The sequence below is a fragment of the Janthinobacterium sp. Ant5-2-1 genome (assembly GCF_001445815.1).
GTDB lineage: Bacteria > Pseudomonadota > Gammaproteobacteria > Burkholderiales > Burkholderiaceae_D > Janthinobacterium > Janthinobacterium lividum_E.
Map to the genome: position 1 here is coordinate 1 of NZ_LNCE01000050.1, position 6,443 is coordinate 6,443.

The 6,443-nt window shown below is 53.5% G+C and carries 5 protein-coding genes, 1 tRNA gene and 1 pseudogene; 1 reads left to right on the plus strand and 6 read right to left on the minus strand.

Going from position 1 to position 6,443, the window contains the following annotated elements:
- On the minus strand, positions 1–1,322 hold a 1,322-nt coding region (locus ASN89_RS28215), incomplete at its 3' end, for an RNA-directed DNA polymerase (protein ID WP_082654613.1).
- 147 nt (positions 1,323–1,469) lie between these two features.
- Here ASN89_RS28215 and ASN89_RS28700 point away from each other — a divergent pair.
- Positions 1,470–1,666: pseudogene (locus tag ASN89_RS28700) on the plus strand (transposase); the annotation flags it as partial.
- Positions 1,667–1,847: 181 nt separating this feature from the next.
- On the opposite strand, the gene ASN89_RS29790 reads toward ASN89_RS28700, so the two are convergent.
- The 5 genes from ASN89_RS29790 to ASN89_RS17000 form a co-directional block, all read right to left on the minus strand.
- The gene (locus tag ASN89_RS29790) at positions 1,848–2,225 is read right to left on the minus strand and encodes an AlpA family transcriptional regulator (RefSeq protein ID WP_321166369.1); all 378 of its coding nucleotides are present in this window, start codon (positions 2,223–2,225) and stop codon (positions 1,848–1,850) included.
- Entirely contained in the window at positions 2,185–3,051 is an 867-nt protein-coding gene (locus tag ASN89_RS16985) for a phage integrase N-terminal domain-containing protein (protein WP_058050115.1), read from the minus strand. The genes ASN89_RS29790 and ASN89_RS16985 overlap by 41 nt, the downstream gene beginning before the upstream one ends.
- Before the next feature lie 998 nt (positions 3,052–4,049).
- The gene (locus tag ASN89_RS16990) at positions 4,050–4,688 is read right to left on the minus strand and encodes a DUF4102 domain-containing protein (RefSeq protein WP_161911778.1); all 639 of its coding nucleotides are present in this window, start codon (positions 4,686–4,688) and stop codon (positions 4,050–4,052) included.
- Entirely contained in the window at positions 4,681–5,991 is a 1,311-nt protein-coding gene (locus ASN89_RS16995) for a tyrosine-type recombinase/integrase (protein WP_058050117.1), read from the minus strand. Before ASN89_RS16995 ends, ASN89_RS16990 begins: the two co-directional genes overlap by 8 nt.
- A gap of 231 nt (positions 5,992–6,222) precedes the next feature.
- Positions 6,223–6,313, minus strand: a tRNA-Ser gene (locus ASN89_RS17000).
- Between the last annotated feature and the right edge of the window lie 130 nt (positions 6,314–6,443).

Sequence of the window (6,443 nt, forward strand, 5' to 3'; positions counted from 1 at the left end):
GTCTTATAGCCTTTCCTTGCTAGAACAAACCAAAGATGATAATTTTGCCACTGGTAAATTGATTTCTCGTCATCTCTTAGATATATTTCTATTTCCGAGAAAGACTGGATTGAAATATCGAGCATTGAAAGCAACCTACAGTATTGGTCTGTAGAAGCAGCTTGTTCTTGAAGTGTATCTAATAGCAGCTTAACCAATTCCGTTGATAATGCCGAGCCAACATCAAATAACGCTGCATCTATCAAAATTGCCAGTCGATTAACTGAGAATCGGAATTGCCTTGACTGACTCTCTTTTTTCTCAATACACTCCTTCACCATCTGGTGAATCATTGGAATTGATCGTGCGATTACTCGCCTACTCCGCGACTTCCACATTGTGTCAATTGCGGCACTTCTATCATCGTTATTTGGAAAAAATTCTGCGATGGTCTCACGACTGTCTGCGCAACTCAAAATTTTTGTTTTTGCAGAATTAATATTCATTCCAACAGTTCGCAATTCAGCGATTAATCTGTGTAACGCTTTGCGCGCTTGATGCGGATTATCACATATTATTCTTATATCATCCACGTATCTATAATAGTCGTATCCTAAATCCACCATTTTTTGGTCTACTTCCGACAAGACCACATTTGCGATAAACGATGAAGCGTCTCTGTTTTGTGGTAGCCCATGCCGCTCACTAAAACTCCAACGCGACAACAAATCACACAACGTATCGATTGCATTTCTAATTTGAAATCGTTCTTTCCCGGCCCCCTTAACTTTTTCTAGTTTTGATTCAAAGGCGGTGCGAATAGATTCAATGCTTATATTTTCGAAATAATTAATTAGGTCCGTGACAAGTAAAACTTTTTTATCTTCGAAAGCAGTAAATGTCACGCCTTCAAATGTTGTCCACAAATCGATACGATTTTTAAAAAGATATCTCTTATCTTTGCTTTCACTATTGTAACGGTGGCCTAGCACCCTATGGGAAAGTAAGGGATCGTAGTGCTTAATTAAGAACGAACAAATTGCTTGGTAAATGAAACGATCATAAAAATCAGTCTCTAAAGAGTAACGTATACCTAGACCTTTTTTGGGGATATCACATATCTGACGTGAGCTAGCACTGTATCTACCGTTTCCTTCAAGTAGCAGATCCGAAATCAAGGTTTTGAGGTCATGCTTACCAGCAAAAAGATCTTTGTATTGAATAGTGTCAAAGAACCAATCATCTCGCATGTCTTGATTGAGTTGGGCTAGCACGTCATCACAATTTATAGGAAAGCTCAGTACTCCATCTTTCCCCCAGACATCCTGCTCCCCACTGTTCATGTTATTCCCGGTTGTCAATTTATGATTTTTTCGATATCTAGATGGTAGCTTACGCGCCTAAGTTCATCAAGAACACATGGTAATCCCTGCGGCAAACGATCGCGTTTAAAAATAAATTTTTCAAACTCAGAGTTTTGAAAGTTCTGCATGAATACGTCTCGTTCTACTGATAGCCAAATTATCGCCGTCTTCAAGCAAGTTGAAGATGGTTCTCTGTCCCGGAGTTTTGCCGTCAGCACGGCATCAGCAACGCCACGTTCTACAAGTGGCGGTCTCAGTTCGGCGGCTTGGCCGCCTCGCTGATCAACCGCCATGGTCAGGTCCACCCATTCGGACACAGACTGATGCATTGGACGCTGTAAAAGCATGCTAAGTCGATGCTTAATTAGAACCACGAACGCGCGCCACAGGCGCGTAGGGCTGCCGCGCAGCGGCAGCAGTTGGACGATTCGGAGAGGGACGGTAGTCCCGTCCCGTGACGTCTTACGAGGTAGGACGCTTCTAATCCAGCCACTTAACTCCCACTCAAGCGACTCCACGCCTAGCGTTAATACAGCGCTGCTGCCATTGAGCGATTTCCTCTGCGTCCCAGGCGATGGACTTAGGGCCGATAGGAATTGGTGCTGGCAACACACCTGCCTTCACCTTACGCCAGATTGTGGCGCGGGACCAGCCGGTAGCCTCGATTACCGCAGGCAAGCGGAGGAATTTTTTAGTCGTGGTCATAAGATTCTCCTTCGATTGATGAACAGCAAACAATGGAGAGCCATGCCGACTCTCCGCGATCATTCCGGCAGCGCCAAGGCTGCACTCCTTTGCATCTCTTCCGTTCCAAGCGCTGCACCCTGATACAAATGGGCGGTCATCTGCCCAGATAGATGGAAGTGACCTGCTCACGTCCATGCCCCATCTCCACCGAAATCTTCATCCGCGCAGCGTGATCTGCGAGTTTTTGCGAAGCATCCAGCTGCTTAGACGTCTCGCCGCCACTGGCTGGACAGGGTCGGCCAGTCAACTCGGCGTAGCGCCGCTGCGCGTACTCATGGCGCAGCCCATGCACGCCATGGATGCCAGCCTTGTCGCACTGCGCCCGAAAGCGGTTCAATTGGTCCCGATAGCGCAACTGCGCCGGAATCAAGCTGCCTTTTCCTGCCAGCGCCTTGGCCGCTTCCAGCACGGCGCGCTGCTGCATGGTGGCAATCGGCACTTCCCGGTACTTCCCCCCTTTGGTCCAGCTATCCTGCAGCCGCAAGACGCTCCCGCCATCGGCCCATCCTGGCTTGATCTTGATGCTTTCCTCGCGCCTCAAACCAAACGCCGCCTGCAGCTGCAAGGACATGCGCGTATAGGGATCGCTCACGCGGGCCAGCGTGTCGGCGTCCAGCACCTTCGCCTTCGAGACATTGGTGACAAACACCCGCTCCGCGATGCCGTATTCACCGTTGGTACGCGCAATGATGTTTTCCTTGCCGATCTTCTCAGCCCACCAGCGCAGGGCGCTCATGCGATTCTTGATCGTTCCGGTGCTGACGCCATCCTGTTTCCACTTATCGAGCAGCGCCGCCACATGCTTTGGCTTCAGGCTGTCCACGCTCATATGCTGGAAGCCCCGTTCCGCCAAGTCGTTGGCGCACAGGTTTAATAAGCGCTCGCGGTCGGCCTGCGTCGCAAAGCTGCCATCCCGGTTGCGGTGACACAGTTGCTTGAGCTGGTAGTTCAAGTCGCGCATGGCAAAGTCATCCTTCCGATCATTGGTTTTCACATCGATGCCGCGTGGTGTAATCCTGTCTGGTAAGTGTTTCTGGCCACCCTCACTGCCTCGGCAGAAAAGGTTGAATCAAGGGCCTCGGGACACCACTCCCGTGTATGCGGTTGCTGTTACTGCCTGCCCGCGCCGCATGCGCGTGTGGCACCGCTGCGCGCTCCCGGAGGGAGCCGCCGCAGCGGGGACCAATCACCCAGGGTCCATGGAGTGCACATCGTGCACGGATCAACTTCAACTAATCAGCCCGTAGCGGGCAAAGGACATCGCAGGGCTTGCCTGCGATGCGGGGCGCCTGGCCCCGTCACTGAACACCATCACGCGGTGGAATTCCGCTTGCCACCTGGGCCTATGCCGTCGGCGGCGCGTCGTCACTGGCAGCACGCCGCCAGTAACGACGCGCGCACGCAGCCATGGCATGTGACGGCATATAAGCCAGCATCGCACTCGCGGTGACGATACTGGCGACTCTGAAGCACACGCGCTGGCGGCGGCCTCGATGGCATCGCATCGCTGGCATTTCTGCTGACGGTGCGGCTCGCGGCAAAGCCATGCTGTGCTTCATAGGGTGCGCTACCTCGCGGGGCATGCGAACCAATCGGGGCAGGAGTCTTGCTCCTGTTTGAGGAAGCGCCCACCGGGCGCAATCATCCAGGCAATCCGTCTTGCGGACTGTGGGATATGTAGGCGCTGAAGGCAGCGCTTTATCGTGCCGAGATGTGCATGCTTCTGCATGGCCCGGCGATAAATCTAGCAGAAACTGCTATGTATCATGGTGGCGGGTAACGACCGCAACGCCTATGCCGCTAAGCATAGGGACATGCTCGAAGCATGCCCTCGTGGGAGCGATTCCCACATAAGAGAGCTTCATTCTATGCCGGTTAACGACGTTTGCAAGCGGTTCGTTTCGTCAAGTGCGCTTTTCGTAGTACACAGAATTGCAGCCCGGACAAAGACTCCGATAGCTACTGCACGCTGTCGGACTCACGACGTACCCGCCTCCTTGACTCCTTCATCGCACTAACCAATTGGTCCATGCTCATACCGTTACGTAAATAGCTGGCAGCGAGCGCCGTCGCAACACCCTCCAGCTGTCGGGAAACGACCTGCAAACCGTCCTGTTCAATTTGCCGAATGGCTGCCTGCTGGATACTGTGCTGTGCTTCACTGACGGAAATGCGCTCCAATGCAGGAAATAAGGCGGTTTCGAGGTGACGGATAGCGAACAGGGTCGCCCGCAGAACACTGGTCTGCACATGGCCCCACTCCGGCTCATCGAATATTTCGTCGATTGCAATAGGCTTTGGCAGTGGATGCAATTTTTCTCGATTGAATTCTGTGCTCGGGTCCTGCTTCCGCTCCAGCATCTGACGCGCTGCAAGCCTGTGTTCGCGGGCTTTGGCGATGGAGACTTCGGGATACCGGCCAAAAGTCAGAACGCTTTCACCACCGCCTTGCTGGCGATACTTCATGCGCCAGATCTTGCTGCCGCTGGGCTGCACTTCGATGTACAGACCAGCCCCATCGGAAAGTTTATATAATTTGTCCTTCGGAGCAGCTTGCTTGATAAGCGCATCCGTGAGGCGCAGTACATACTTAGACATGGTGCCCTCCTGTTCCGCCATCCCGGCTGAATTCACCGCTGACCAGCGTTAATCTGGGCGCCTGCGGCGGCGCTCCCTTGCCGCTGACGGCATCGATGTAGTCGGCCCAATCCTGCATCATCCGGCGCCGCTCTGCCAGGAACTGCGCCCGGTCATAGGCGCTGGCCACCTTATCCTTTGGTGCATGTGCCAGTTGCCGGTCCACGACTTCATGCCGGTAGCCCAGGCGCTCCTTGATGGTGCTCATGGCCAGCGCCCGGAAGCCATGGCCGGTCATCTTGCCCTTGTATCCCATGCGTCCAAGCGCCACCAGTATCGTGTTATTGCTGATCGGCTTTTCGTGGTCGCGCTGATTCGGGAACAGGTATTTGCTGCGGCCCGTGATCGCATACAGTTCACGCAGCAGCTCCAGCGCCTGGCGCGACAGGCATACGTGATGGTTGGTCATATCCGGATTGACGATCAGCTTGCCGCGCTTCATGCGCTGCCATGGAATGATCCACTCGCCGCGCTCCAGGTCGATTTCACTCCAGGGCGTTTCGATCAACTCGCTGGTACGCACAAAGCACAGCAGCATCAGCCGCAGCGCAATGCGGGTCGGCGCGAACATGCGTGCTTCGTTGCGGTCCAGAATGGTGAGAAACTGCGGTAGTTCGTCGGCGTTGATGGCGGCGAAGTGTCCGGCGCGGACGGTCTTCAGCACATCCTTCATATCGGTGACCAGATTGCGCTCTGTGAATCCGCACTGAATCGCGTAGCTGAAAATTGACGCACATACCGCTCTCAGGCGATGGGCGACTTCGCTTGCGCCACGTTCCTCGATCTTGCGCAGCGCGGCAATCAGATCGCGGTGCTTTATCTCATCGATCGGCATGCGGCCGATGGCTGGAAAGATGTCCGCTTGCAAGCGCTGGATGGTGTTCTTGGCTGTGCGTTCGCTCCAGGTCGGCACTTTGTTGCCATGCCACTCCCGCGCGATTTTTTCGAACGTGTTGGACGCCTTATCCTTTGCCAAGCGTTTGGCGTCGTCGCGATGCTTGGCGGGGTCGATTCCTTGCAGCAGCAGGCGGCGTGTCGCCAGGCGCTTTTCTCGTGCATCCTGCAAGGTGATTTCCGGGTAAGGGCCGAACGTCAGCGTATTCTCTTTGCCGTTGGCCTGCCGGAACTTGAACCGCCAGATGCGGGAGCCGGTAGGCGCGACGACGAGGTACATGCCGTCACCATCGAACATTTTGTATGGCCGCTCGCGTGGCTTGGCGTTGCGGATGAGTAAATCTGTCAGCGGAGCAATGATCTTTGGCACGGTAAACCTCCTGTGCGGCATGCTGTAAAGATCAATATAGTCGTTTTTTTGAATTTTTGGGGCAAGCGGCAATGGCTGAGTGCGAGGTGCCCCCAAACTTGCGCCTACTTGAGGTTGATATCCTGGGACGCTGTGCAACGTCCAGAAACGAAAAAACCGCTTAGAATCAAGGCTCTAAGCGGTTTTTGAGGGACTTCCTGAGACGTCCTGATCTTACTTAATTACTATCCGTGGCGGAGAGAGGGGGATTCGAACCCCCGATAGGCTATGAACCTATACACGCTTTCCAGGCGTGCGACTTCAACCACTCATCCACCTCTCCTGCAGGCAATGTGTCTTACTTACATTGCGTACTATTTCTCGCTTGTCGCGAAGCCGCAGATTATAGCAAAGAATCTACGGACTGCCAAAGTTATTTACCGTGGGGTAAAAGTTGCGCTTCTACAGTAACC

Excerpts from the sequence above, each read along its gene's own strand:
- ASN89_RS29790 (WP_321166369.1), bottom strand. The coding sequence starts at position 2,225 with ATGGACGTGAGCAGGTCACTTCCATCTATCTGGGCAGATGACCGCCCA.
- ASN89_RS16990 (WP_161911778.1), bottom strand. The coding sequence starts at position 4,688 with ATGTCTAAGTATGTACTGCGCCTCACGGATGCGCTTATCAAGCAAGCT.
- ASN89_RS16985 (WP_058050115.1), bottom strand. The coding sequence starts at position 3,051 with ATGCGCGACTTGAACTACCAGCTCAAGCAACTGTGTCACCGCAACCGG.